Annotated in this window: 21 protein-coding genes; 10 read left to right on the top strand and 11 right to left on the bottom strand. The window is 62.1% G+C overall.

Annotated elements, in window-relative coordinates:
* The 6 genes from DCO45_RS14380 to DCO45_RS14355 form a co-directional block, all read right to left on the bottom strand.
* Complete coding sequence (locus tag DCO45_RS14380; protein ID WP_116926553.1) at positions 1-879, bottom strand: decaprenyl-phosphate phosphoribosyltransferase; 879 nt, start codon at positions 877-879, stop codon at positions 1-3.
* A 4-nt stretch (positions 880-883) separates the two neighbouring features.
* Complete coding sequence (locus DCO45_RS14375) at positions 884-2,311, bottom strand: hypothetical protein (protein ID WP_116926471.1); 1,428 nt, start codon at positions 2,309-2,311, stop codon at positions 884-886.
* Between the two features lie 5 nt (positions 2,312-2,316).
* Entirely contained in the window at positions 2,317-3,369 is a 1,053-nt protein-coding gene (locus DCO45_RS14370) for a bifunctional nicotinamide-nucleotide adenylyltransferase/Nudix hydroxylase (protein WP_116926470.1), read from the bottom strand.
* 173 nt (positions 3,370-3,542) lie between these two features.
* Complete coding sequence (locus DCO45_RS14365; protein WP_116926469.1) at positions 3,543-5,243, bottom strand: NAD+ synthase; 1,701 nt, start codon at positions 5,241-5,243, stop codon at positions 3,543-3,545.
* Between the two features lie 9 nt (positions 5,244-5,252).
* Positions 5,253-6,440 carry a nicotinate phosphoribosyltransferase gene (gene pncB, locus DCO45_RS14360; RefSeq protein ID WP_021026135.1) on the bottom strand — a complete coding sequence of 396 codons (1,188 nt, stop codon included), beginning with the start codon at positions 6,438-6,440 and terminating at the stop codon, positions 5,253-5,255.
* Between the two features lie 69 nt (positions 6,441-6,509).
* The gene (locus DCO45_RS14355) at positions 6,510-7,367 is read right to left on the bottom strand and encodes a cysteine hydrolase (RefSeq protein ID WP_116926468.1); all 858 of its coding nucleotides are present in this window, start codon (positions 7,365-7,367) and stop codon (positions 6,510-6,512) included.
* A gap of 167 nt (positions 7,368-7,534) precedes the next feature.
* On the opposite strand from DCO45_RS14355, the gene DCO45_RS14350 reads away from it, so the two are divergent.
* A complete protein-coding gene (locus DCO45_RS14350; protein ID WP_232539435.1) occupies positions 7,535-8,215 on the top strand; it encodes an NUDIX domain-containing protein in 681 nt (226 codons plus the stop codon).
* A 754-nt stretch (positions 8,216-8,969) separates the two neighbouring features.
* On the opposite strand, the gene metK is transcribed toward DCO45_RS14350, so the two are convergent.
* A complete protein-coding gene (gene metK, locus DCO45_RS14345; RefSeq protein WP_021026133.1) occupies positions 8,970-10,154 on the bottom strand; it encodes a methionine adenosyltransferase in 1,185 nt (394 codons plus the stop codon).
* A gap of 132 nt (positions 10,155-10,286) precedes the next feature.
* Here metK and DCO45_RS14340 point away from each other — a divergent pair, with 132 nt between their 5' ends.
* Together DCO45_RS14340 and DCO45_RS14335 are read left to right on the top strand one after the other, a co-directional pair.
* The gene (locus tag DCO45_RS14340; protein ID WP_116926466.1) at positions 10,287-11,147 is read left to right on the top strand and encodes a lysophospholipid acyltransferase family protein; all 861 of its coding nucleotides are present in this window, start codon (positions 10,287-10,289) and stop codon (positions 11,145-11,147) included.
* On the top strand, positions 11,140-12,009 hold the full coding sequence (locus tag DCO45_RS14335) for a lipid A biosynthesis acyltransferase (protein WP_116926465.1): 870 nt from the start codon (positions 11,140-11,142) through the stop codon (positions 12,007-12,009). The genes DCO45_RS14340 and DCO45_RS14335 overlap by 8 nt, the downstream gene beginning before the upstream one ends.
* 72 nt (positions 12,010-12,081) lie before the next feature.
* Here the strand turns inward: DCO45_RS14335 and yihA are convergent, their stop codons facing one another.
* On the bottom strand, positions 12,082-12,816 hold the full coding sequence (gene yihA / locus DCO45_RS14330; RefSeq protein WP_116926464.1) for a ribosome biogenesis GTP-binding protein YihA/YsxC: 735 nt from the start codon (positions 12,814-12,816) through the stop codon (positions 12,082-12,084).
* 83 nt (positions 12,817-12,899) lie between these two features.
* Between yihA and DCO45_RS14325 the strand changes: the two genes are divergently transcribed.
* The 3 genes from DCO45_RS14325 to ccsB all read left to right on the top strand — a co-directional run bounded on the left by DCO45_RS14325 (position 12,900) and on the right by ccsB (position 17,258).
* Positions 12,900-13,532 carry a c-type cytochrome gene (locus tag DCO45_RS14325; RefSeq protein WP_116926463.1) on the top strand — a complete coding sequence of 211 codons (633 nt, stop codon included), beginning with the start codon at positions 12,900-12,902 and terminating at the stop codon, positions 13,530-13,532.
* A 286-nt stretch (positions 13,533-13,818) separates the two neighbouring features.
* Complete coding sequence (locus tag DCO45_RS14320) at positions 13,819-15,888, top strand: cytochrome c biogenesis protein ResB (RefSeq protein WP_116926552.1); 2,070 nt, start codon at positions 13,819-13,821, stop codon at positions 15,886-15,888.
* Positions 15,885-17,258, top strand: coding sequence for a c-type cytochrome biogenesis protein CcsB (gene ccsB / locus DCO45_RS14315; protein ID WP_116926462.1), 1,374 nt, complete (start codon positions 15,885-15,887; stop codon positions 17,256-17,258). The genes DCO45_RS14320 and ccsB overlap by 4 nt, the downstream gene beginning before the upstream one ends.
* Before the next feature lie 15 nt (positions 17,259-17,273).
* Here ccsB and DCO45_RS14310 read toward each other — a convergent pair whose 3' ends face one another.
* Both DCO45_RS14310 and DCO45_RS14305 read right to left on the bottom strand, forming a co-directional pair.
* Positions 17,274-18,083 (bottom strand): MBL fold metallo-hydrolase, encoded by an 810-nt coding sequence (locus DCO45_RS14310; protein ID WP_116926461.1) that lies wholly within the window; start codon positions 18,081-18,083, stop codon positions 17,274-17,276.
* Between the two features lie 121 nt (positions 18,084-18,204).
* Complete coding sequence (locus DCO45_RS14305; RefSeq protein WP_116926460.1) at positions 18,205-18,423, bottom strand: lipoprotein; 219 nt, start codon at positions 18,421-18,423, stop codon at positions 18,205-18,207.
* Between the two features lie 12 nt (positions 18,424-18,435).
* Between DCO45_RS14305 and cyaY the strand changes: the two genes are divergently transcribed.
* Entirely contained in the window at positions 18,436-18,765 is a 330-nt protein-coding gene (gene cyaY, locus DCO45_RS14300) for an iron donor protein CyaY (RefSeq protein WP_116926459.1), read from the top strand.
* A gap of 74 nt (positions 18,766-18,839) precedes the next feature.
* On the opposite strand, the gene DCO45_RS14295 is transcribed toward cyaY, so the two are convergent.
* A complete protein-coding gene (locus DCO45_RS14295) occupies positions 18,840-21,140 on the bottom strand; it encodes a penicillin-binding protein 1A (protein ID WP_116926458.1) in 2,301 nt (766 codons plus the stop codon).
* A gap of 357 nt (positions 21,141-21,497) precedes the next feature.
* Between DCO45_RS14295 and DCO45_RS14290 the strand changes: the two genes are divergently transcribed.
* From DCO45_RS14290 to DCO45_RS14280, 3 genes are read left to right on the top strand one after another with little or no spacing between them, the layout of a single operon-like run.
* Positions 21,498-22,577, top strand: coding sequence for a pilus assembly protein PilM (locus DCO45_RS14290; RefSeq protein ID WP_116926457.1), 1,080 nt, complete (start codon positions 21,498-21,500; stop codon positions 22,575-22,577).
* The gene (locus DCO45_RS14285) at positions 22,574-23,176 is read left to right on the top strand and encodes a PilN domain-containing protein (protein WP_116926456.1); all 603 of its coding nucleotides are present in this window, start codon (positions 22,574-22,576) and stop codon (positions 23,174-23,176) included. Before DCO45_RS14290 ends, DCO45_RS14285 begins: the two co-directional genes overlap by 4 nt.
* Before the next feature lie 8 nt (positions 23,177-23,184).
* The gene (locus DCO45_RS14280) at positions 23,185-23,859 is read left to right on the top strand and encodes a type 4a pilus biogenesis protein PilO (protein WP_116926455.1); all 675 of its coding nucleotides are present in this window, start codon (positions 23,185-23,187) and stop codon (positions 23,857-23,859) included.

Raw genomic sequence — 23,859 nt, 5'->3', positions numbered from 1 at the left:
TTATCCTTTCAGGCCCGCCAGCGCCCAGAGGCAGACCAGCACCCAGGCCAGCACCGTCAGCAGCAGCGGCAGATCGCTGAGCAAGGCATCGGTAGGCGACTCACCGCCGTCGAGCTTTTCCACCACATACCAGTAGCGAAACAGGCCGAACAGGACCAGCGGTATGGACACCACCAGCTGCGGGCGGACCGACATCACAAACATGCTGTAGAACAGCAGCGCGCCGGTGGCGGCGATTTCTGCGTAGCGCTCCACCAGCGATACCGAGTACTTCTGCAATACCGCCCGGGCCTCGGTACCCGTTTGCAGCAGCTCCTGGCGCCGCTTGAGCGCTGCCAGATACAGGGCCAGGCACAGCGTGGTAACAAACATCCACGAGCTGATCGGCACCTGCAGCGCCTGCGCACCACCCCATACGCGCAGCACAAAGCCGATGGCGATCGTGAAAATATCCAGCACAGGCTGGTGCTTGAGGTAGTAGCTATAGGCCAGGTTCAGCGCCAGGTAGGCAGCAATCACCTGCAGCACCTGCGCAGCCACTGGCCAGGCTGCGAGTAAAAGCGCATACAGCATCAGCAGCAATAGCAGCGCCTGACGTACCGTTACCAAGCCTGCCGCGAGGGGACGGCTGAGAGATTTGCGGGGGTGCTTGCGGTCTTGCTCGATGTCGCGCAGGTCGTTGACGATATAGGTGGCCGAGGAGGCGACACAAAACAGCAGCATGGCCAACAAGGCCTGCAGCACGGCGTGGGGGTTGGTGAACGAACCCGTGAACACCAGCGGCGCCAGCACAAAGCCGTTCTTGATCCACTGGCGTGGCCGCATCAGGCGCACAAGACCTTGCAGGCGGTGGTAGGGCGAGGGTGGGGTCACGGGCATGGCGCTATCTTGCCGCATGCAGGCGATCGAGCAGGCCAAAGAGCGCCCCCAGCCACAGCAAGATGAAGCCTGGCAGGAAAACGGCTGCATGGCGTTCGACCTCGACCATGCCGTCGCCAAATACCGAGCTGAAGATGCTGTAGAAACACAGCAAGCCGCCGATCCAGATGGCGTGTGCCCAAAGCGATTGGCGCCCACGGGGCAGCAGCGCATAGATAAAGGCGCCAGCGGCCAGCACGGCCATGACCGCAACCATCCCCAGGTACAGGCCCCGTGGGGCACTCACCATCAACGATGAGGGCGAGCTGGCATACATGCCAGGAGACAGCTCACTGGCATGGTGGGGGTAGAGCTGCGGGAAAAAGCCATAGACCGGTTGGTAGGCTTCTGTGCCCGCGAGCAGTGTCTTGGCGATGGTGGCTGGCTGCTGGACAGCCAGGTTCAGCAGCTTCAATCGGCTGATGCTGGCAACTTCGGGGCAAATATTCTCTTTGAGACCATGGTTGAAGGCATGCGCACCAATCCCGGCCATTTGCGCGCATTCGGGACGCAACCCGAGGCTGACGGCTGCCTCCTCAGGCTTGCTGGAGTGCATCAGCACACCATAGAAAATGGTGTCGGTGCGGTTGACACGGTCGATGCCGGCATAGAATTCCTGGCTTTGTGCGGGGCGCAGATAGCTATGGCAGAGGCTGGCCACTAGCACCGCGCAGAGCATGGCGGCGCTGTGCAAGCGGTACTGCCTGCCATTGAAGAGCACGAAGGCGGCAGCCAGCACGATGGCCAGGTAAAAATACTGCTGGTTGGAAAACCCCAGCATGAAGGTCAGCACCGCCAGCAGCAGCGAGGCCCAGGCGCTGCGCGAGAACACATCCAGTCGGCAGGCCAGCAGGGCCACCACTACGAACAAGGAAAAGAACAGGCTGCTAAAGACGGGGTAGAGCGACTGAAAGTACAGCAAGGTACTCATGTCCCACCACAGCAGCACAAAGCAGGCACTGAGAAAAACGCGCAGGCGCATGCTGCGCAAGGCCCACATCAACGCTGCATAGGCCAGCAGCAAGACAGCCAATTTGGTGTAGGCCAGGTGCTGGATGGGGAAGGTGTCACCCACGCTGTGGCCGAGCTTGAGGGCACTCAGGTAAATGGTTTCGGCCGTCGGATTGCAGAACTGCCAAAGCCTTTCGTCGTTGTAGTGCAGCAATGGCACTACCCGGTCAGGTGCGGGGCTGTGGAAGGCTTCGGACTGGGCGTCAAAGTTCCAGATGCCCACGCAGCCCGAGGTACGCAGGAAATCGAAGTTGTTTGGGTAGCCGAGCACCGGTGTGTGCGCGCTGAACGCCAGAAAACGACCGATACCCAGCAGCACCAGCACGGCAATAAGCAGCCAGGGCCAGCGGGCACCTTGGCGGTTGGAGACAAAGGCTTGCATGGGCGCTATTGTCCGTTGCCCGCCAGTACTTTCTGCACGATCTGGAAATGGTCCTCAAAAAACTCGGCCTCGCGGGCGCGTATCGCATCGATGCTGAGCCAAAAGGCCTCGGCTGCATCATCGTCGGCACGCACCGCAGGCTTGGGGCTGCGCTGCAGGTCGAAATAGTGCACATGGGTGATGGTGCGGCCACGCTGGCTGCGGTCGGGGTGGTCGAACACGGTCACCGATTGCAGGCTGGCCTGCAGTTGCGACTCGTCCAGCGCGCAATGCGTCTCTTCCTGCAGCTCACGCAGGCAGGATTGCCACAGGCTGTCGCGCGGCTCGACAAAGCCGCCGGGCAGGGCCAGCAAGCCCTTGCCCGGTGCATGGCCACGGCGGATCAGCAGCACCTCGTTGCCGCAGCGCAGCAATGCATCGACGGTGACAAAGATGGGCGGGTAGGGCGCTGCCGCCCAGGAGGCATGGTAGCGGCGCAGCATCTGCCATTCGGTGTGCAGCGCGGCGTATTCTGCGCTGGTGCGGAACTGCTGCAGAAACTGCAGCGAGCTGGCTGGCAGCATATCGGCCAAGGCGGCGAGGCTTGCTGCAGAGCCATCGCCTTGCGTGCCAAAGTAGGCATCGCGGATGGGGGTGGCGTCGATGCTGTTCTGGCGCGGCAGGCTGACCAGCTCCCAACCGGGGAAGTGGGCCAGGTAGCTGCTGCTTTCGTCCTTGAAGTGGCCCACCAGGCCAATGCGGGCGCCAGGCGTGCTGTGGCTGGTGACGGCTTCGCGCACGGCGGTCACCCAGCGCGGCTCGTCATAGTAATCGCGGATGGGCACAAACACCAGGCGCGCTGCATCGGCGGGGCAGAGCGCTGCAGCAAACATCTGCGCACGCTCTTGCCAGGTGAAGGGGTTCTTGGGGCTGCGGGCCTGCAGCGCAGATCCCAATACCACCACCACCTTGCTGGCGCGGGCAAGCGCCTGCTGCAGCAAGGCCAGATGGCCCAGGTGCGGAGGCTGGAAGCGGCCAATCAGTACGGCCAGGTCATAGTGCTCGGTAGCTGCGGTCATGTCTCGTTGTCTTGGTGCCTGCTGGGGTGCTGGTTGGGGATTATGCGCTGTGGATGTGCCGGGTCGCCGCCCTTTGCCTTTGAGGATCCTCTGCAAGACCCGCGCCGAATGGGATGGAGGCGGATCGCCCGGGCCCAGGTTCAGAGCACGGCAGGCGGTTTTGCAAAGGGGTCTTACGGGTAGTAGGCCGCAATCGGCATTTGCCGGCCGGTGCCAAAGGCGCGTGGGCGCAGGCGCAGGATGGGCGGCGCCTGGCGGCGCTTGTACTCACTGCGGTGGACCATGCGCTGCACCTTGGCGAGGGTCTGGCGTCCTGCCTCGGTCTGTACAAAGCGATCGACAAAGAGGCGCGCGGCGTCGTACTCCAGGCTCGACAGGCGCTGGCCTTCAATGAGGATCTTGAGGATCTCGTCGAGCACGGCATAGGGCGGCAGGCTGTCCTCGTCCTTCTGGTCGGGGGCCAGCTCGGCCGACGGCGGCTTGTCAATGATGGCCCGGGGGATGATCTCGCGCCCGGCGCTGGCGTTGATATGGCGCGCGAGCGCGAACACCTCTGTCTTGTACAGGTCGCCGATCAGGCCCAGGCCGCCGTTGGTGTCGCCATACAAGGTGCAGTAGCCCACCGAGATCTCGGACTTGTTGCCCGTGGTCAGCAGCAGGTGGCCAAAAGCATTGCTGTACTCCATCAGGATGGTGCCGCGAATGCGGGCCTGGACGTTCTCCAGCGGCAGGCCTTGCAAGGGCGCGCCAAAGCTGGTCTCGAACTGCTGGGCATAGCCCTGTACCAAGTCGGCAATCGGGTGCGTGTGCAGCGCAATGCCCAGGTTGCGGCACAGCGCCACCGAATCGTCCACCGAGCCGCTGGAGGAGTAACGCGAGGGCATGGTGATGCCGACCACGTTCTCGGGGCCGAGCGCCTCGGCCGCCAAGGCCAGGGTCAGCGCCGAATCGATACCGCCGGAGCTGCCGACCACCACCTGGCGAAAGCCGCAGCGGCGCGCATAGTCGCGCAGGCCCAGAATGGTCTGCTGGCGGTAGAACTCCATCGTCGGCAGGCCTTCTGCCGGAGGGGTGGCGGGCCGTGTGCCATCGGGCAGGCAGAAGTCGCCGTTGTCAAAGCCCAGCGTGCAGACGGTTTGCACAAAGCGCGGCGCCTCCCAGACAATGCCGCGCTCGGGCTGTACCGCAAACGATGCGCCATCGAACACGATCTGGTCCTGGCCCCCGATCTGGTTGACATACAGAATCGGCAGGCCATGGCGGCGCGCAGCATGGCTGAAGATCTGGTGGCGCTCCTCGCGCTTGCCCAGGTGGCTGGGGCTGGCATTGATGCTGACCACCACATCGGGCGCAGCATCGGCCATGCGCTCGAAGGGGTTGGTGGCGTAGTCAGCGCCGCTGTCGTTCCAGCCGTCCTCGCAGATCAGAAAGCCGACCTGCATCTGGCCGATACGCAGCACCTTGGCCACGTCGCGGCCGGGCTCGAAGTGGCGGCGCTCGTCAAAGATGTTGTAGGTGGGCAGCAGCTGCTTGTCGTACTGCAGGCGGATGGCGCCGTTGTGCAGCACCAAGAGGCTGTTGTGCAGATGCTTGCCGGGGCCGGCGGCGCGGGTGGGCGCACCCAGCACCCAGTGCAGATCGGGCAGTTGCTGGCTCTCTTGCAACAGGCGGGCAATGCCGGCATCGACGCGGGCCAGAAAATCGGGCTCGTCGAGCAGGTCGCCGGGGTAGTAGGCGGTCAGCGACAGCTCGGCAAACACGACCAGTTGCGCGCCTTCAGCCTGCGCCTGGCGGGCGGCGGCCAGCATCTGGTCGATGTTGCCGTCCATATCGCCCACGGTGGGGTTGAGCTGGGCCAGGGTGATCTTGAGCATCGCGGCTCCTTACTGCGTCACATGGAACACTTGCTTGAGGTAGGCCAGGTAGGTCTCGTCGTCGCACAGGGTCTTGCCTGGGCTGTCGCTGAGCTTGGCCACTGGCTGGCCATTGGCGTGGGTGAGCTTCATCACGATGTTGAGCTGCTTGAGGCCCATGTCGTTGGCCAGCTGGGTGCCAATGCCAAAGCCGCACTGGATACGATCGGCAAAGTGCTGGTAGAGCGCCAGCGCGCTGTCCAGGGTCAGGCCATCGGAGAACACCAGGCGCTTGGCATGCGCATTGATACGCAGCTTGGCATAGTGGGCCAGTGCCTTTTCGCCCCATTCGTAGGGGTCGCCCGAGTCATGGCGCAAGCCGTCGAACAGCTTGGCAAAGTACATGTCGAAATCGGCGAGGAAGGCGTCCATGCCGACGGTGTCGGTCAGCGCAATGCCCAGGTCGCCCCGGTATTCCTGCACCCAGTCTTCCAGCGCGGCGATCTGAAAATCACGCAGGCGCACGCCATGGGCCTGGTAGCTTTGCAGGTACTCATGGGCCATGGTACCAATGGGCACCAGGTTCAGGTCGCGCGCCAGCAGCACGTTGGAGGTGCCCTTGAACCACTGCGCGGTCTGCGTGGCAAAGGCCTGAACCACCTCGCGCTGCCAGGGGGCGGAAAAGCGCCGGCGCACGCCAAAATCAAACAGCTCAAAGGGGTGGCGGTGCTTGGCCTCTTGTGCCAGCTCCTGCAGACGCACTATTTTTGCCCCCAGGCGCTTTCGCCCCTCGGCCAGCGCGCTGGCCTGCTCAAAGCGGCGGAAGTACAGCTCGTTGACGATGGACAGCACAAAGATCTCAAAGCCCATCACATGCACCTGGGGGCCATGGGCAACGATGTGCAGGCCGTCACCATCGGGCTCGACCTCGATGAAATCACGCTGGAACTGGAAGATGCGCAGAAAGTCGATGAAATCGCTTTTCATGAAGCGCAGGCTGGCCAGGTAGTCGAGCTCGTCCTTCTTGAATTTCAGCGCGCACAGCGCGTCGATCTCGGCGCGCACTTCGGCCAGCAGATCTACCAGCGGAAACTCGGTCTGCGAGCGGCAGACAAAGCGGTAGGTGGACTGGGTTTGCGGGTGGCGATGGAGCATGGCCTGCCACATCGTGAATTTGTACAAATCGGTGTCGAGCAGGCTGGTGATAATGGGCTGCATACCGCGTCTTTCTCTGTCAAAAATACGATCCATCAGCGCTTGTCCCTCAAGCACCAATGGCCAAACGGCTTATAAGCTGAAAGCCGTGCTGGTGCAGCAGCGTACACCGAGGGCGCGCATCTGCTGCAAAAAGGTGTCTTGTGCCGCTTCAAAGCCGGCCACAGGGCTCATGCAGTCGGTCAGCAGGACAATGCGCGAGAAATCCTCCGCGCCCCACAGCGGCGCCATATGCTGCACGATGTGCTCGGTGGTGGCGCGCACGCAGTGGCTGCCCGCTTCCCCGGCGATCACCAAAGTATCGGCCTGCGCCAGCTGCTGCAGCAAGGCGGTGTTCAACTGGGTTTCCGGGTCTTGCGCATCGGGTACCTCGGCGCAGATGGCGCTGTAGTGCTCGGTCAACGGATTCATGCCCTTGAACACATGGCGCACCGCGCGCTGGCGCTGGCTTTGCCATTGGCGGCAGGAGGTCAGGATGTCGGCATGCACGCCATGGCCAATGCTGCCGATTTCGCAGTGCAGCGGCCAGACCATCAAGGTGTAGCGGCCCTGGGCTTCCAGCGCATTGAGGTAGGCGAGGGTACGGGCCAGCTCGTCCGGGTTGCGAGGCCTGAAACTGCCTTCGCGCAGCTGCGCAGCGGTGATGGCGGTAAAAGGCTGCACCGGGCTGCCATCGCCTTGCTGCCAGAAGGCGGGGTGGGCAATGTCGTAGGCCTGGTGGGAGTCGAGCGTGACGGTGATTCCATCGAGCTGCGAGGCATGCTGCAGCAGCCACTGCGCCAGGCGTCGCATGTCCGCATGGGCGCCCGCCACCGGCAGGCTGGGGGCATAAGGCGCGGGGCTTGCCGCGTTGCTGGGGAGCCAGGCTGGCGGCAGGTCGCAAAAGTCATTTTGCGGGTCGATGATGAGCAGCTGTGTGCGTTGGCGCATGTCTTTCTCCTTCGATGTGAGGCAGTCTACGCTTGTTAAAATATTTTTGCAACTAACTAATGAAGAGGGCTTGCAGGAAATCTTTTGCATGAAGCCTATGTTTTTATTGATTCTGGGTAGCTGCAGCGGCATACTGCCCTTCATGAAAAGGACTTGGTACAGAAATGATGCAAAGTGAAACCGCCTCCATCCAGGTGCTGACCACGGTGGACGTGGTGGTGCTGACCTTGGTGGACGGGGTGCTGAGCGTCGTGCTGGTGCAGCGCGAGCGCGCGCCGTTTGCCGGGGTATGGGCTTTGCCGGGCGGCTACATCCATGCGCAAGAAGACGCCGACGCCCATGCCAGTGCCGCCCGCGTACTGCGCAGCAAGGCGGGGATTGAAGACGCGTACCTGGAGCAGCTGGCCACTTTTAGCGGGCCGGCGCGTGACCCACGCGGCTGGTCGGTCGCCATCAGCTATTGCGCGCTGATCCCGCAGCAAAAGCTCCCCACGCCAAGGCAGGGGCTGAAGATGGTGCCGGTCGCTGCCACCGGCCAGCTGCCGTTTGACCATGGGCAGATCCTGCAGGCAGCGCTGGCGCGGGTGCGCAGCAAGAGCCAGTACTCCTCGCTGCCGGTGCATTTCTTTGGCGAGAGCTTTACCCTGCCGCAGCTGCAGCAGGTCTATGAAAGCATTCTGGGCGAGCCGCTGAACAAGGTGAGCTTTCGCCGCAAGATGGACGAGCTGGGCATGCTCGAGCCCGTGCCGGGCCAAATGCAGGCCGGAGGCGCGCATCGGCCGGCGCAACTGCACCGGGTGCGGCCGGAGTTCAGGCTGCAGCTGGCGCTGAGTGCGCGGGGGCTGTGAATGCGTTGGCTGGACTGACGAGCACCCATGAAAAAATCCGCTGGATCACTCCGAGCGGATTTCTTGCGAAGACTGACCTGAATTACTTCAGACCGGCAGCAGCACGAAGCAATGCAGCCTTGTCGGTTTTTTGGCTTCGGCCGGGCCTGGCGGCCCTTCACATCGCGAGCGATGTGAGCCTGCGCCGAAGAACCGACGAACTCGCTGCGCTCGGGGCCTTACAGGCCCGCAGCAGCGCGCAGCACTGCTGGCTGTCAGCGGTCTTTGGCTTCGGCCGGGCCTGGCGGCCCTTCACATCGCAAGCGATGTGAGCCTTTGCCGAAGAACCGACAAACTCGCTGTGCTCGGGGCCTTACAGGCCCGCAGCAGCGCGCAGCACTGCTGGCTGTCAGCGGTCTTTGGCTTCGGCCGGGCCTGGCGGCCCTTCACATCGCAAGCGATGTGAGCCTGCGCCGAAGAACCGACAAACTCGCTGCGCTCGGGGCCTTACAGGCCCGCAGCAGCGCGCAGCACTGCTGGCTGTCAGCGGTCTTTGGCTTCGGCCGGGCCTGGCGGCCCTTCACATCGCGAGCGATGTGAGCCTGCGCAGAAGAACCGACAAACTCGCTGCGCTCGGGGCCTTACAGGCCCGCAGCAGCGCGCAGCACTGCTGGCTGTCAGCGGTCTTTGGCTTCGGCCGGGCCTGGCGGCCCTTCACATCGCAAGCGATGTGAGCCTGCGCCGAAGAACCGACAAACTCGCTGCGCTCGGGGCCTTACAGGCCCGCAGCAGCGCGCAGCACTGCTGCCTTGTCGGTTCTTTCCCAAGTAAACTCCGGCTCCTCACGGCCAAAGTGGCCATACGCCGCCGTCTTGCTGTAGATCGGGCGCAGCAGATCCAGCATTTGGATGATACCCTTGGGGCGCAGGTCAAAGTGCGCGGCCACCAGCTTGGCGATGTCGGCATCGGGGATCACGCCGGTGCCTTCGGTGTAGACGGTGATGTTCATCGGGCGGGCCACGCCGATCGCATAGGCCACCTGCACCTGGCACTGGCGCGCCAGACCGGCAGCGACCACGTTCTTGGCGACGTAGCGGGCAGCGTAGGCGGCAGAGCGGTCCACCTTGGTTGGATCCTTGCCGGAGAACGCACCGCCGCCGTGGGGGCAGGCACCGCCGTAGGTGTCCACAATGATCTTGCGACCGGTAAGGCCACAGTCGCCCTGCGGGCCACCCACGACGAAGCGGCCGGTGGGGTTGATCAGGTACTTGGTGTCCTGCAGCCATTCCGACGGCAGCACGGGCTTGATGATCTCTTCGATGATGGCTTCGGTGAAGCTGGCCTTCATCTTGGTGGCGGTTTCCGACTGGTCGGGGCTGTGCTGGGTGGACAGCACCACGGTGTCGATGCTGTGGGGCTTGCCGTCCACATAGCGCATGGTGACCTGGCTCTTGGCGTCAGGGCGCAGGAAAGGCAGGCGGCCATCCTTGCGCAGCTGGGCCTGGCGCTCGACCAGGCGGTGGGCGTAGTAGATCGGCGCGGGCATCAGCTCGGGCGTTTCGTCGCATGCATAGCCAAACATCAGCCCCTGGTCGCCAGCGCCGGTGTTCAGCTCGTCATCGCTGGCCTTGTCCACGCCCTGGGCGATGTCCTGGCTTTGCTTGTCATAGGCCACCAGCACCGCGCAGCCCTTGTAGTCGATGCCGTAGTCGGTGTTGTCGTAGCCGATGCGCTTGATGGTGTCGCGGGCCACCTGGATGTAGTCCACGTTGGCGCCGGTGGTGATCTCGCCTGCCAATACCACCAAGCCGGTGTTGGTCAGTGTCTCTGCTGCCACGCGGCTGTGTGGATCTTGGGTGAAAATAGCGTCCAAAATCGCATCAGAGATCTGGTCGGCTACTTTATCGGGATGGCCTTCGGACACTGATTCCGAGGTAAACAGAAAATCGCTGTTTGCCATAAACAAAAAACTCCTTCAAAGCTTGGGCAATTGCGTTGCCCGAGCCTTGAAGGAGCCTGGCGAACGCTTTAGCAGTTTGTTTTTAACGTCGCCCTGCAAGTTGCTCTTTAACTCAGCGACCGACACATTCTAATGCCTTTCTTGTTTCGACTATTTGCTGCGCTGCCGTTGTGGCTATTGCATGGCCTGGGCGCTGGCCTGGGCTGGCTCACTTTCGGGGCCTCGCCCACCTACCGCCGGCGCTTTCTGGCCAATGCCCAGCAGGCGGGTTACCGTTTTGCCGATGTGAAAAAGGCCGTGGCCCATGCCGGCCGCATGGTAGCTGAGGTGCCACGCCTGTGGTTTGGCGCGCCGCTGCCCTGCGATATCCATGGGGCTGATGTCATCGAGCAGGCGTTGGCCGATGGCCGGGGCATTGTGTTTTTGACCCCGCACATGGGCTGCTTTGAGCTGTCAGCCCAGTACATGGCGCGGCGCTGGGGTGTGGTGCACGGCCCCATCACGGTGCTGTACCGCCCGGCGCGCCATGCCTGGCTGGCCAAGCTGATGGAGACGGCGCGCGCGCGCCCCGGTCTGGCCTCGGCGCCGACGACGATGGCGGGGGTGCGGCAGATGATCAAGGCCTTGCGCCAAGGCCATAGCGTGGGACTGCTGCCCGACCAGGTGCCGCCCGATGGCCAGGGCATGTGGGTGCCTTTTTTTGGCAAGCCCGCCTACTCGATGACCTTGGCCGCCAAGTTGGCCCAGCAGACCGGTGCGGCTGTTATATTGGCGCGCTGTGTGCGCCGGCCCCTGGGCCGGGGCTTTGATCTGTATGTGCGCGGCCTGCAGGCCCCGCTGGCCCAGGAGGCCGAAGCCGCCGTGCTGCAGATCAACCAGGAAATGGAGCGCTTGATCCGCGACAGTCCCGAGCAATACCTCTGGGGCTATGCGCGCTACAAGCAGCCGCGCAGCCTCGCTGCCGCTCCCTCGGAAGGTCAAAAGCATGGGTAAGTTGTTTATCGGGTGGATGTGGCTGATGTCGCACCTGCCTTTGTCGGTCTTGCGCGGTCTGGGCTGGTTGATGGGTCGGGTGCTGTTCTATCTGGTGCCATCGCGCCGCCGCATTGCGCTGCGCAATCTGGAGCTGTGCTTTCCCGAAGCCAGCGCTGAGCAGCGTCGGGCATGGGCCAAGCAGAGTTTTGTGGTGTTCTGCCAAACCTGGCTGGACCGCAGCTGGCTGTGGTTTGCACCACAAAAAACGCTGGAGAAACGCACCCGCATGACGGGGGCGCTCGAAGAGCTGGAAGGCGATACGCCGACCATCATCTTTGCGCCGCATTTCTACAGCATGGATGCCGGGGGCACGGCGCTCACCATCTACTGCAGCCGGCCCTTCACGTCGATCTTTTCGACCCAGCCCAATGCCGATGTCGATGCCTGGATCCGCAAGGGCCGCCAGCGCTTTGGCGATGTGCGCATGCTCAACCGCGACGACGGCATCAAGCCCATCATTGCCAGCCTGCGCAAGGACCATGGGCTGTTGTACCTGTTGCCGGACATGGACTTTGGCCCGAGCGACTCGCTGTTTGTGCCATATTTTGGCCAGGTGGCAGCGACCATTCCGTCGCTGTCGCGCTTTGCGCGGCTGGGCAAGGCCAAGGTGATCGGCATGTATACGCGGCTGACGCCGGAGGGTTACGAAGTCACCATCTCTCCGGCCTGGCAGGATTTTCCCACTGACGATGTAGTGGCTGATACCACGCGCCAGAATCGTGAGTTGGAAGCCCGAATCCGCACCATGGTGCCCCAGTACTACTGGGTGCACAAGCGCTTCAAGACCCGGCCCGAAGGCGAGCCTTCGCTCTATTCATAAACAACTAAGCATAAACAACAAAGGCCCTTTCGGGCCTTTGTTGTTGAGCGCCTTGGCTGGCGTTCGTGCAGTTTATTGCTTGTCTGCAGCGGCGTCTGGCGCTGCAGGCGCGGCCTCCAGGCTGACCAGTCCTTCCGGGTGCGACCACTGCCACAGCAGCTGAGCGACCTTGTCCACATTCTGCTTCTTTAACGCGCTGAACAGCATCACCTCTCCGCCGCCGGCATTGAGTTTGGTGATGGACAGGATCTTGGCCTGCTCGACGCGGGTCAACTTGTCGGCCTTGGTGAGCAAAATCAAGAACTTGAGACCTTGCTCCACGCGGGGGCGGATGATGTCGAGCAGGGCTTCGTCCAGCTCGGTCAGGCCCAGGCGCGGGTCGCAGAGCAGCACAATACCTGTCAGGCTGGGGCGGCTGACGAGGTAGTTCACCATGACTTGCTGCCAGCGCTTCTTGTCTTCACGCGAGACGGCGGCATAGCCGTAACCGGGCAGGTCGGCCAGCACGGCATCGGTCACGCCCTTCTTGCCCAGCGAAAACAGGTTGATGTGCTGGGTGCGGCCGGGCTTTTTCGAGGCAAAGGCCAGCTGGTTCTGCTGGGTGAGCGTATTGATCGATGTGGACTTGCCCGCATTGGAGCGGCCCACAAAGGCGAACTCGGGCACATCGACGACAGGCAATTGGTGCAACTGCGCAGCGGTGGTGAAAAAGCGGGCGGTGTGCATCCAGCCCAAAGCCGCCTTGCCATCAATGCCTGGGCTTGGCGTGTCTGCAACGGCTTGGGGGGTACTAGGTGTTGTCGTCATGTGCGTTCGAGTCTATCTAAGGCATCATTGTAGAATCTGGCCGCTTTGGCCTTATACCCATAAACCAGACAAAGACCCACGATATGAAGTTGATCGCCCCTTTGCTGACAACGGCTGTACTGGCTTTTTCTTCCGTTTCTGTGTATTCGGCGTCCGAGACGCCCAACCGTTCGCCCAAGCCGGACCTGGCCAAGGGGGAGGCCAGCTACACCGCCGTCTGCGTCGCCTGCCACAATGCCGATGGCAATGCCTCCATCGCCATCAACCCCAAACTCTCGCAGCAGCATCCTGAGTACCTGCTCAAGCAGCTGCAGGAGTTCAAATCCGGCAAGCGCAAGGACCCGGTGATGCAGGGCATGGTTGCCGGCCTGTCGGATGCGGACATGCTCAATATCTCGGCCTGGCTGGCCAGCAAACCGGGCAAGCTGGGTTTTGCCAAGGACAAGGACGCCGTTGCCCTGGGCGAGCGCATCTACCGCGGCGGCCTGCCCGACCGCCAGATTGCCGCCTGCGCGGGCTGCCACAGCCCCAATGGTGCGGGCATTCCGGCCCAGTACCCGCGCCTGTCTGGCCAGAACGCTGACTACGTCAGCAAGACCTTGCATGATTTCCGCGATGGCAAGCGTGGCAACAGCCTGCAGATGACCGGCGTCACCGCCAAGATGAACGACAAGGAAATCAAGGCGGTGTCGGACTATATTGCGGGCCTGCGCTAGGCGGGTGGCTGGGGCGTTTGCGCTCCACCGTTACGGGCAATGCCCCCGCGCCAATACATGGAGCGTGTTGCTGGGCATTTCGCGGGTCCCCGGGCTATCCCTAGGGTTGCAGACTAAACTTGGCGTTCTGCGAACTTGTACTCTGGTGGCGACTCCATGGGGTGCGGACTGGCAGCGCAGCAGCGGTCCTGCTCCTGCTTTTCACCGATAGCGTCGTACCATGTCTGAATCTTCTCCTCCGCCTACGCAGCTGCAGCCTCAGTTGGGCACCCGTGCCGTCTATGAGATGCTGTCGTCGATGCGCTTTGCCATTGCGCTGCTGTCCATCATCTGCATTGCCTCGGTCATCGGCACGGTACTGCGCCAGCATGAGCCGGCCGTCAACTACGTCAACCAGTTTGGCCCTTTCTGGGCGCAGCTGTTTCTGTCACTCAAGCTCAATGCGGTCTACAGCGCCTGGTGGTTCCTGCTGATCCTGGCATTTTTGGTGACCAGCACCAGCCTGTGCATTGCCAAGCATGCGCCCAAGTACCTGGCCGATTTGCGCCAGTACAAAGAGAACTTGCGCGTGCAAAGCCTGCAGGCCTTCCACCACCAGGCCAGTGCCCATTTGGCAGAAACCCCGGCCCAGGCCGCGCAGCGGGTGGGCGCGCAGCTGGCCGGCAGCGGCTGGAAGGTGCGCCTGCAAGAGCGCAGCGATGGCTGGATGGTGGCGGCCAAGGCCGGTGCCGCCCACAAAATCGGCTATCTGGCAGCGCACAGCGCCATTGTGCTGATCTGCCTGGGCGGGCTGCTCGATGGCGATCTGATTGTGCGCGCGCAAATGCTGCTGGGGGGCAAGACCACCTTCAGCGGCGGCGGCATGATTGCCGATGTGCCCGAGCAGCACCGGTTATCCGCCAGCAACCCGACCTTCCGTGGCAACCTGATCGTGGCCGAGAGCGCGCAGTCGGGCACGGCCATCCTCAACCAGTCCGATGGCATCTTGCTGCAGGACTTGCCGTTTTCGGTGGAGCTGAAGAAGTTCATTGTCGAGTACTACTCCACCGGCATGCCCCGGCTGTTTGCCAGCGAGGTGGTGCTGCATGACAAGAAAACCGGCGCTGCGGTGGAAAAGCGCATCGAGGTGAACCATCCCGCCAGCTACCAGGGCATCGAGATCTACCAATCGAGCTTTGAAGACGGCGGATCGCGCCTGCAGCTGCGCGCCGTGCCGCTGGTGCCTGGCATGAAGAGCTTTGAGGTGCAGGGCGAAGTGGGTGCCTCCACGCAGATCAAGCTGGGCGAAGGCCAGCCGCCGCTGGAGATGGAATTCACCGGCCTGCGCACCATCAATGTGGAGAACATGGGCGCCAACCCGGGCGATGGGGCGCCAGGCGGCACCGATGTGCGCAAGGTGGATTTGAGATCCAGCCTGGACAACCACCTGGGCGCCGGCAACAAGGTGACCACGCCGCGCGATCTGCGCAATGTGGGCCCCAGCGTCAGCTATAAGCTGCGCGACGCCTCGGGCCAGGCGCGCGAATTCAACAACTACATGCTGCCCGTCGACATGGGTGATGGCCAGCCCGTCTACCTCTGGGGCGTGCGCGAGACCCTGGCCGACCAGTTCCGCTACCTGCGCATTCCGGCGGACGACCAGTCGAGCTACCACGGCTTTTTGCGTTTGAAGGCAGCGCTGCAGACGCCGGCGATGCGCGAGCGGGCCGTGCAGCAGTATGTGGCAGGCGCCGTGGAGGCGAGCCGCCCAGCGCTGCGCGAGCAGCTCTATGCCTCGGCCCTCAAGGCGCTGGTGATTTTTGCCGGCGATGGCCAGACGGGCGCGAGCAGCGTCACCGGTTTGCAGGCGATTTCGGCCTTCATGGAGCAGAATGTGCCCGAAGGTGAACGCGCCAAGGCGGGTGAAGTGCTAGTGCGCATTCTGAACGGTGTGCTGTTTGAACTGATGCAGGTGGCGCGGGCCGACGAGGGCCTGGCACCGCTGGAGCCCAATGAGCAGACGCAGCGCTTCATGACCCAGTCGGTGCTGTCGCTCAGCGATGCGCTGCTGTACCCCGAGCCCCTGGTGTTTGAGCTGACCCAGTTTGACCAGGTGCAGGCCAGCGTCTTCCAGGTGGCCAAGGCCCCGGGCAAGCTGGTCGTGTACCTGGGCTGCCTGTTCCTGATTCTGGGGGTGTTTGCGATGCTCTATGTGCGTGACCGGCGCCTGTGGGTCTGGCTGGCGCCGCGCGCCGATGGCAGTGCCGATGCGCGCATGGCCTTGTCCACCAACCGCCGTACCCTGGATGTGGACCGTGATTTTGAGGGCCTGAGTCAAAAGCTTCTGGGTACCAGCCCCAGCGGAGAACAACGATGAATACTGCTTCCACCAACCTGCCGCCTGCCCAGGCGGGCACCGTGGTCCAAACGGTGCAACTCAACCCCGGCTATTTCAGCAGCCGCTCGGTCTGGGACTGGCTGTTTGCATTGGCACTGGCCGTTGGCGGCGGTTTTGCCCTGTTTTTGTATGGCCACCATATGGATGGCTATGAAAAAGGCATTCTGATCGCCTCGGTGCCGTTTTTTATCTGGCTGGGCTGGTTCTGGCGGCCACTGCAGCTGTTGATGGTGGCGGTAGCCGCGCTGTCGCTGCTGGCCATTGGCCTTTACCGGGTCGATGGCGCAGGCCAGATTGCCCGCTCGGAGACGGTGTTTGGCCTCAAGTACTTCCTCTCCAGCCAGTCGGCCATCCTGTGGATGAGCGTGCTGTTCTTCATGAGCACGGTGTTCTACTGGATCGGTCTGCTCTCCAAGGGCGAGGGATCGGCGCTGACGGCCGTCGGCAGCCGCCTGACCTGGCTGGCCATTGTGATGGCCCTGGTGGGCACGATGGCGCGCTGGTATGAGAGCTACCTGATGGGGCCGGACATTGGCCATATCCCCGTCAGCAACCTGTATGAAGTGTTTGTGCTGTTCGCCTGGATGACGGCGCTTTTCTACCTCTACTTTGAAGCGCACTACCAGACCCGGGCGTTGGGCGGCTTTGTGATGCTGGTGGTCAGCGCCTCGGTGGGCTTTTTGCTGTGGTACACCGTCGCGCGCCAGGCCCATGAGATCCAACCGCTGGTGCCTGCGCTGCAAAGCTGGTGGATGAAGCTGCATGTGCCGGCCAATTTTGTCGGCTACGGCACCTTTGCGCTGGCGGCCATGGTGGCGCTGGCCTACCTGCTCAAGGCCGCCACGCAGCGCGCGCTGTGGATCGGCCTGGTGCTTGTGCCGATGCTGGTGCTGGTGCTGCCGCTGGTGGCTTTCCGCATCTGGGGCGATGAGAGCCTCTACCCGTCGCTCGACAAGACCTTGCGCATGGCCTTGCCGCTGGAGCTGTTCTTCGGGCTGATGATCGTGCTGCGCAGCTGGATCAACCGGGGCACGCCGCGCCTGCAGATCATGGATGACCTGATGTACAAGGCCATCGCCGTGGGCTTTGCGTTCTTCACCATTGCCACCGTGCTGGGCGCGCTCTGGGCGGCCGAGGCCTGGGGCGGCTACTGGAGCTGGGACCCTAAGGAGACCTGGGCGCTGATCGTCTGGCTGAACTACGCCGCCTGGCTGCACATGCGCCTGGTCAAGGGCCTGCGCGGTGCCATCTCGGCCTGGTGGGCACTGGTGGGGCTGGTGGTGACCACCTTCGCGTTCCTGGGCGTGAACATGTTCCTTTCGGGCTTGCACAGCTACGGCACGCTGTAAGCTGCCCCACACGGATCACTGAGGGCGCTGCGGCAGCGGAGCGATGGGCTGCGTGGGCAAGGTGTAGTTCTGGTTGTCCATCAGATCGACGCCGCACATCAGGTGGTCGAGCCAGTCAAAGAACTGGGCAATGGCCGGGCCCATGATGGGCGCGCCGTGCTGGGGCACGATCAATGAAATATCCAGCTGGCGCGCCATGGCCACCCACAGGCGCAGCACCTTGTTGGACACCATGTAGCGCCGGTGAAAGCCTTCCATGCGCGGAATGTGCGGTGCCAGATCGGTCACCGGGGTGCGGGCGATGTAGCCATCGGTCATCGAGACGCCCAGGTCGCCAGTGAACAGGATGCGGCTGATCGGGTCGTAGAAATGGAAGTTGCCTTCGGCATGCAGAAAATGCGCAGGCAGGATGTGCAGCTGGCTTTGGCCCAGCGGCAGAATGCCTCCGGGGTCTTGCACGGGGATGACGCGGTTTTCGGTCTTGCCGACCTTGGTGAAATGCGGCACAAAGCGCTCCCAGACGCGGGAGATCACCAGCGATGCGCGGGTGGAGGTGAGCCAACGGTCCAGTGAGGCGATGATGTCCGGGTCGGCATGGGATGCGATCAGGTAGGACAGCTTGTGCGGCGAGAAATAGCGCACCATGCCCATGTAGAGCTCATTGAAAGCGAGGTTGCCGCCCGGGTCGATGATGGCGCCGGTACCATGGTCGACAATCAGGAACTGGTTGGCCTGCACGGCCTGCGCATCCTCTTCCACCAGATCGGTGAACATCAGACAAGCATGCTGCTCGTCACGGTACAGTTCCACAGGTTCCAACGCCATCTCTTCCGCCCAGTTATCTATTGCAACGGGCGTGACTGTAACGGGGTGTAGTGGGTTGGACCTTGAGGTGGATCAAGGAGGCAGGCTGGGTGGGCCGAAGAGGGCAACGGCCAGCGCTGGATCAGGGCTTGGCAGCGGGCTGCATCACCGGGGATGGCTGCAGCTGGGGCTCAGGCCGGTCCGGTGCGCTGGGGTCCAGCGTTTGCGGCAAGGTGGCCCGGTTGGCCGCTGCCGGCTCGGTGGGCAGGTACAGCGGCCCGCGTTGGCCGCAAGCGGCCAATAGTGCCGCACCGGTGGCAAGGACAATGGTCCTGCATACAATTTGGTAAATACTCCACATTGAAGCATTGTAATGAACGAACTCGAATACCTGGATGCGGCCGAAAAACTCTTGCTGGCGGTTGAGCAGACCTGCGACCGCATCAACGATGAGACCGATGCCGATATCGACGCCCAGCGCGTGGGCGGCCTGCTGACCCTGATTTTTGCCAACCGCAGCCAGATCATCATCAACCTGCAGCCGCCGCTGCACGAGGTATGGCTGGCGGCCAAGTCTGGGGGCTACCATTACAAGTTCGATGGCAGCGTGTGGCGCGACACCAAGACCGGCCATGATTTCTTTGCCGATCTGACGCGGGATGCCGGTGTGCAGTCGGGTCTGCCCCTGGTCTTCAAAGCCTGAAGGCGCATCACCCTATATAAAAAGGCCAGTCCGCGCAATGCGGGCTGGCCTTTTGTCTGGGCGCTGGCGCTGCGTCAGTTGCGGAACAGGTCCAGAATCTGGTTGCGCTCTTCCGAGTTCGGCGGCGGCACCATGGTGCCGGCGGTCGAGGCGGGGGAGTCCAGTCCCAGGTTGGGGGCGCTGCGCGCATATTCTTCGTAGAGCCAGTCTCCGCCCACATTGAGCAGGCCGCTGGGTGGCGTCATCTTGGCCACGGGCACATCCTTGAGCGCGTGCTGCATGTAGTTGATCCAGATGGGCAGGCTCAAGCCCCCACCATATTCGCGCGCTCCCAAGCTGCGTGGGTTGTCATAGCCCATCCAGACCACCGCTGCATTGGTCGGCTGGAAGCCAGCAAACCAGGCGTCCACCGAGTCATTGGTGGTGCCGGTCTTGCCATAGATGTCCGGGCGCTTGAGCTGGGCCTGGGCTTTGGCAGCGGTGCCGTAACGGGCGACATCCTGCAGCAGCGAGTCCATCACAAAGGCGTTGCGGGCGTCGATGGCGCGCGGCAGGTCCTCAGTGGCCGGTGGTGCAAACTCAGACAGCACATTGCCGCGGTGGTCGGTGATCTTGGCAATCAGGTAGGGATTGACCCGGTGCCCGCCATTCGCAAACACCGAATAGGCCGCCACCATCTGCATCGGGGTGACGGAGCCCGCGCCCAAGGCCATCGGTAGGTAAGGGGGCTGCTTGTCGGCATCAAAGCCGAACTTGGTCACCCATTCCTGCGCCTTCTTGGGGCCTACCGATTGCATCACACGGATGGTCACCAGGTTCTTGGAGCGTGCCAGCGCCTGGCGCATGGTCATCGGGCCATCGAAACGGCCGTCGGAGTTCTTGGGCTCCCAGGGCTGCTGGCCGGCCGATCCCGGGAAGCTCAGCGGCGCATCATTGATCACCGTGGTGGGCGAGAAGCCTTTTTCCAGCGCTGCCGAATAGATGAAGGGCTTGAAGCTGGAGCCCGGCTGGCGCCAGGCCTGGGTCACGTGGTTGAACTTGTTCTTGTCGAAATCAAAGCCACCGACCAGCGCCTTGATGGCGCCACTGCGCGGGTCGAGTGAGACAAAGGCGCCTTCCACCTCGGGCAGTTGGGTCAGCTCAAAGGTCTTCTTGGCGGTTTCCATGATGCGCACCACGGCGCCTGGGCGCAGCTTGGTGTTGGGCGGCGCCTTGTCGCTCAGGCCCGATTGCACGGGCTTGAGGCCGTCCCCGGTGATCTCGATCGGATCACCATCGGCGCGGATGACCACGACCTTGCGCGGCGCAGCCTCAAGCACAACGGCAGACAGGATATTGCCGTTGTCCGGGTGCTGGGCCAGCACCTCGTCAATGGCCTCGTCCCGCTCCTGGCCGGCGGCTGGCAGCGTGATGAACTTCTCCGGGCCGCGGTAGTGCTGGCGCTTCTCATAGTCCATGATGCCCTTGCGCAGCGCCTCGTAGGCCTTTTCTTGGTCGCTGGCGATCAAGGTGGTGTAGACGTTGAGACCGCGTGTGTAGGCCTCGCTGCCGTACTGTGCAAAGATCAGCTGGCGCGCCATCTCGGCCACATATTCGGCATGCACGCGGTTGTCCGCATAGCTCGATCGGATCTTGAGCGACTCCTCGCGTGCCTGGCTGGCCTGGGCCGGCGTGATGAAGTGGTTCTCTTCCATCCGGTCAATGATGTAGAGCTGGCGAATGCGGGCGCGCTTGGGGTTGCTGATCGGGTTGTAGGCCGAGGGGGCCTTGGGCAGGCCGGCGAGCATGGCCGCTTCTGCCACCGTGACATCCTTGAGCGGCTTGCCGAAATAGGTTTCGGACGCGGCCGAGAAGCCATAGGCACGGTTGCCCAAGTAGATCTGGTTCATGTAGATTTCCAGAATCTGGTTCTTGCTGAGGGTGTGCTCGAGCTTCAAGGTCAGCAGGATCTCATATATCTTGCGGGTATAGGTTTTTTCAGATGATAGATAGACATTGCGGGCCACCTGCATCGTGATGGTGGACGCACCCTGGGCCTTTTCGCGCCCCAGGTTGGCGAGCAGCGCGCGCGCCATGCCCTTGTAGTCCACACCACTGTGCTCGAAAAAGCGCGTGTCTTCGATCGCCAGCACGGCGTCCACCATGACCTTGGGAATCTCGCTGATCGGGGTCAAATTGCGGCGCTCTTCACCGAATTCGCCCAGCAGCGCACCTTCGGAGGAGTAAACGCGCATCGGCAGCTTGGGCCGGTAGTCGGCCAGCTCGGAGACATCGGGCAGGTTGGGGTAGGCCATGGCCAGGCCAACGGCAACCACCGCAGCGCCAGCGATGGCACCGGCCACCAGCAAGGCCAGCAGCCAGCCAAAGAACTTCATGGTCTTGGTGGCGAAGCTCGATGGCTTGGGTTGCTTGGGAGACTTGGCGGGAGGTTTGTCAGGCGTTCTGCGCGAGATCGGAGCGTCTGGATTCATGGGGTCAGACCGTCGAGAGGAGCTTGCATAAGCAGGGGATGCTATCACGCGGCTGCCTGGGATGGGGTTCGCGCCGGTTTTGAATTAGCTTGTGACAAATGTCATGCTGCGTCCAATGTATCCCTTGTATCGTATTGTTTTGACAACGAATTGGGTCTGGGAGCCGGTGGTTCTTTGCTGCGCGACTATCTTGCTGATAGCATTCATAGGGGGTGTTAAGTTTTGTAGCTCAATATAGAGCAAATTAGGGAGGAGCCCATCTTGGTCTCAATGGGATCTTTGTTCCGACGCCAGCCGCCTAGCCTCTTGGGGATAGACGTGAGCGCGTCGAGCATCAAGTTGGTTGAACTGGGGAGGAGCGGCAGCGGTCAATTCATTGTTGAGCGCTGTGCACAAGAGCTGCTGGAGCCTGGCTGGGTCACCGAGTCGGGCATCGAGCGTTTTGACGAAGTCGCTGATTCCTTGCGGCGGCTGGTCAAAAAAAGCGGCACGCGCACCAAGCAAGCGGCACTGGCGTTGCCGCTTTCTGCCGTGATTCAGAAGAAAATCGTGCTGCCATCGGGGCTCTCCGAGCTCGAGATGGAGTTTCAAGTTGAATCAGAAGCTAACCAATACATACCATTTTCCCTCGATGAGGTGAATCTGGATTTCTACGTCATCGGCCCATCCTCCAATTCGGTGGGGGACGTCGACGTGTTGATCGCGGCTGCCCGCAAGGAGACGGTGCAAGACCGGCAGGGCCTGGCAGAAGCGGCAGGCCTCAAGCCCGTCGTGCTGGAGATCGAGTCCAACGCCACCGCGCTGGCGGCCCGGCGCTTGATTGGCAATATGCCCAGCAAAGGCAAGGATGCCTTTATCGCCATCTTTGAGATCGGTGGCAACGCCTCCTTCCTGCAGATCATCCACAACAACCAGGTGATCTATGAGCGTGACCAGTCCTTCAACGGGGGCCAGCTCACGCAGATGATCATGCGCCAGTACGGCTTCTCGCAAGAAGAGGCCGAGCAGAAAAAACGCGGCGGTGATTTGCCCGCCGACTACAAGCAGGTTGTTCTCAAGCCCTTTGTCGAGAGCATTGGGCAGGAGATCAACCGCGCTTTGCAGTTTTTCTTTACCAGTACACCGCACAACCGCATTGATCACATCCTGCTCGCGGGCGGCTCTGCGGTGCTGAGCGGCCTGACGGATGCGGTAATCGATGCGACCGGCTTTGCCGCATCTGCTGCCAACCCGTTTGAAGACATGGTGATGGATGCCGCCGTGCGGTCCCGAGCCAAGAGCAAGGACTTCACCACCTACCTCACCGCCTGCGGTCTGGCACTGCGGAGGTATGCAGCATGATCTTGATCAATCTGCTCCCCCACCGCGAGGCTGCGCGCAAGAAGCGCAAAGAGAGCTTTCAGGCATCGATGGTGGCCGCTGCCCTGGTGGGAGCGCTGGTCTGCGGTGCCGTGTACATGTTCTACCAGTACAAGATCGACCTGCAAGGCCAGCGCAATGCGCTGCTGACGCGCGAGATCAAGGCCTTGGATGTCAAGATCGCCGATGTGGCCAAGATCGATGCAGAAATTGCTGCGCTGAAGGCGCGGCAAAAGGCGGTGGAGGATCTGCAGTCCGACCGCAATCTGCCGGTGCATTTGCTCAATGAGCTGGTGCTGCAACTGCCCGATGGTGTCTATATCGAGAGTCTCAAGCAGCAAGATCAGACCGTGCAGATCCAGGGCATCGCCCAGTCGAATGAACGGGTGTCCGAGTTGCTCAACAGCCTGGCGACCAAGACGCCCTGGTTGTCCAAGCCCGAATTGGTCGAGGTGGTCGGCACCACCACCCAGGTCAATGCGCGTGAGAAAAAGCGTGTCGCTGGCTTCAACCTGCGTTTTGGCCTGATGCGCTCCAGCGATGTAGAGCAGGCCCAAAACGCGCAGGCGCTGAAAAAATAAGGGCGACCATGGCAACGAAAAAAAATATACAGGTGGGAGAGGCGCTGCAAGGCTTTCAGCGCCAGTTTCAAAATCTCGATCCGAAGGATCCTTCTGTTTGGCCGGCTGCACCGCGTGCAGCACTGTTGGTCATTATTGCGGGGCTCGTCATTGGTGCGGGTTGGTGGTTTTACTTGAGCAGTTTTGAGGAAGAGTTGACCGCCTCGCAAGCCCAGGAACTCAAGCTCAAGGAAGACTACAAAACGCGTTTGCGCAAGGCCGTCAACCTCGATGCGCTGCGCAAACAGCGCGAGCAGGTTTTGCAGTATGTCACCCAGTTGGAAAAGCAACTGCCCAGCAAAGCGGAGATGGCAGCGCTGCTGTCGGATATCAACCAGGCGGGTATTGGTCGCAGCTTGCAATTTGACCTGTTCAAGCCCGGTCAGACGGTGGTGAGGGACTACTACGCAGAGTTGCCGATTACGCTGAAGGTCAATGGCAAGTACCACGACATCGGCTTTTTTGCAGCCGATGTCGCCAATCTCTCCCGTATCGTGACCTTGAACAATATCGCTTTGGCGCCTGCCAGCAAGGACAGCGCTACCTTGGCGTTGAATGCCACGGCCAGAACCTTCCGCTATTTGGATCCGCAGGAACTCCAAGAGCAGCAAGCTGCGAAGTCCAAACAAAAAGGGAAGAAGTAG

The sequence above is a fragment of the Comamonas sp. JNW genome (assembly GCF_003105075.1).
GTDB lineage: Bacteria > Pseudomonadota > Gammaproteobacteria > Burkholderiales > Burkholderiaceae_C > Comamonas > Comamonas squillarum.
The sequence above is the reverse complement of the archived record's forward strand: the minus strand, read 5'-3'. Positions and strand labels throughout refer to the sequence as shown.